The 2,658-nt window shown below is 66.5% G+C and carries 2 protein-coding genes; both read left to right on the top strand.

The window, feature by feature from the left end; all coding sequences use genetic code 11:
• The first annotated feature begins 290 nt into the window (after positions 1-290).
• Positions 291-1,424, top strand: coding sequence for an acyl-CoA dehydrogenase family protein (locus JYJ84_RS33645; RefSeq protein ID WP_175220037.1), 1,134 nt, complete (start codon positions 291-293; stop codon positions 1,422-1,424).
• A gap of 162 nt (positions 1,425-1,586) precedes the next feature.
• Positions 1,587-2,658, top strand: a 1,072-nt coding sequence (locus JYJ84_RS33640; protein WP_205190056.1) for an AMP-binding protein, incomplete at its 3' end; no start/stop codon positions are given.

Here is a 2,658-nt window from a genome sequence, read left to right as displayed (position 1 = left end):
GATATCTACACCTCTCTATTCGTCGGCAGCGTCAGATGTGTATAAGACACCGTGCGCGAGCAGCGGCTCGGCCGCTACGCCGCGCCGCGTGGCGAGCGCGACGCTGTAAGCGACGAGGCTGATCGCGACGGTTCCCTTGTCTTCCTGCTTCATCCGTGCCGCCGGTGTGGCAAAAACGCTCAGTGTAAATGAGCGACGCGAGCATCGAACAGTCGCGCCTGCTTGCCTACACTTGTTGCATCGAAACGCAAGGACGGTCGCGCCCGGCGGCCGCGGGAGACAGCAGCACCATGGACGAGCTTTACACCGAAGACCAACGGATGATCCGCGATGCCGCACGCGCGTTTGCCACCGAGATGCTGGCACCGAACTCGGCGCAATGGGACCACGACGCGCACCTGCCCGACGCGATCGTCGCGCAGCTCGGCGAACTCGGCCTGCTCGGGATGATCGTGCCGCAGGAGCTGGGCGGCTCGTATACGGACTACGTGGCCTACGCGCTGGCGATGGAAGAGGTCGCCGCCGGCGACGCCGCGTGCGCGACGATGATGAGCGTGCACAACTCGGTCGGCTGCGGGCCGATCCTCGGCTTCGGCACGCCGGCGCAGAAGGATCGCTGGCTGGCCGACATGGCGGCCGGCCGCGTGATCGGCGCGTTCTGCCTGACCGAGCCGCATGCCGGCTCCGAGGCGAACAACCTGCGCACGCGTGCGGAACTGCGCGATGGCAAATGGGTGCTGAACGGCGCGAAGCAGTTCGTGACCAACGGCCAGCGCGCGGGTGTCGCGATCGTTTTTGCCATGACCGACCCGGAAGCCGGCAAGCGCGGCATTTCCGCGTTCCTGGTGCCGACCGATACGCCGGGCTTCATCGTCGGCAAACCCGAGAAGAAGATGGGCATCCGTGCGTCGGATACGTGCCCGATCACGTTCGAGAATTGTGCGATTCCGGAAGAGAACCTGCTCGGCAATCGCGGCGAAGGGCTGAAGATCGCGCTGTCGAACCTCGAAGGCGGCCGCATCGGCATCGCCGCGCAGGCACTCGGCATCGCGCGCGCCGCGTTCGACAAGGCGCGCCGCTATGCGGGCGAGCGCGTGCAGTTCGGCAAGCCGATCGCCGAGCACCAGGCGATCCAGCAGAAGCTCGCCGACATGGCCGTGCAGATCAACGCCGCGCGCCTGCTCGTGCATCACGCGGCGAAGCTGCGCACCGCCGGGCTGCCGTGCCTGTCGGAAGCGTCGCAGGCGAAGCTGTTCGCGTCGGAGATGGCCGAGCGCGTGTGTTCGGACGCGATCCAGATCCACGGCGGCTACGGTTACCTGGTCGATTACGAAGTCGAGCGTCACTATCGCGACGCGCGCATCACGCAGATCTACGAAGGCACCAGCGAAGTGCAGCGGATGGTGATCGCGCGGCAGCTTTGAGCCGCGACGGTCGCCCCGTTTGAAGCATCACGCAGGACACGAGGGCAGCGCGGTGAACGCGGCACGCAACGACGTGACCATGCGCCGCGCAACAGGGAACCGGGCATGGGCTGCAGCGCATGCGCCGGTTGACCGCGAGGCATGGAGACTGGAGAAGACACGATGACGGTACAGGCATTCCTGGACGCACGCGACTTTCTGCTGCGCCACCGCACCGACTACGAAACCGCTTACCGCGAGTTCGAATGGCCGGTGCTCGATGCGTTCAACTGGGCGCTCGACTACTTCGACCCGATGGCGCGCGGCAACGACCAGCCCGAGCTGTGGATCGTCGACGCGGCGACCGGCACGGGCGATCCGTATTCGTTCGCGCAGATGTCCGAGCGCTCGTCGCGGATCGCGAACTGGCTGCGTTCGATCGGCGTCGTGCGCGGCGACCGGATCCTGTTGATGCTGCCGAACCGCGTCGAGCTGTGGGATGCGATGCTCGCCGCGATGAAGCTCGGCGCGATCGTGCTGCCTGCCACCACGCAACTGTCACCTGACGACGTGCGCGACCGCGTGCAGATCGGCGGCGCGAAATACGCGATCGTCGACGAGAACGAAACCGCGAAATTCGAACAGCCCGACCTCGGCCTCGCGCAGAAGATCGTCGCCGGCGCGCCGCGCGCGGGCTGGCTCGCGATGAACGACGGCTACGCGGCGAGCGCCGATTTCGAGCCGGACGCCGTCACGCACGCGAACGACCCGATGCTGCTGTACTTCACGTCGGGCACGACGTCGAAGCCGAAGCTCGTCGAGCATACGCACCGCACCTATCCGGTCGGCCATCTGTCGACGATGTACTGGGTCGGCCTGCAGCCGGGCGACATCCACTGGAACATCAGCTCGCCGGGCTGGGCGAAGCACGCGTGGAGCTGCTTCTTCGCGCCGTGGAATGCTCAGGCGTGCGTGTTCGCATTCAACTACGCGCGTTTCGAGCCGAAGGTCGTGCTCGATGCGCTCGTCAAGTACCAGGTGACGACGCTGTGCGCGCCGCCGACCGTGTGGCGCATGCTCGTGCAGCAGCCGCTCGCGTCGTTCGACGTGAAGCTACGCGAGATCGTCGGCGCGGGCGAGCCGCTGAATCCCGAGATCATCGAGCGCGTGAAGAAGGCGTGGGGTATCGCGATCCGTGACGGCTACGGCCAGACCGAGACGACCTGCCTGATCGGCAACTCGCCGGGCCAGCCGG

The organism is Burkholderia sp. LMG 13014, assembly GCF_905232215.1.
In the GTDB taxonomy this organism is placed as follows: Bacteria; Pseudomonadota; Gammaproteobacteria; order Burkholderiales; family Burkholderiaceae; genus Burkholderia.
The sequence above is the reverse complement of the archived record's forward strand: the minus strand, read 5'-3'. Positions and strand labels throughout refer to the sequence as shown.

Coding starts and splice junctions, on each gene's coding strand:
- JYJ84_RS33645 (WP_175220037.1), top strand. CDS start 291: ATGGACGAGCTTTACACCGAAGACCAACGGATGATCCGCGATGCCGCA.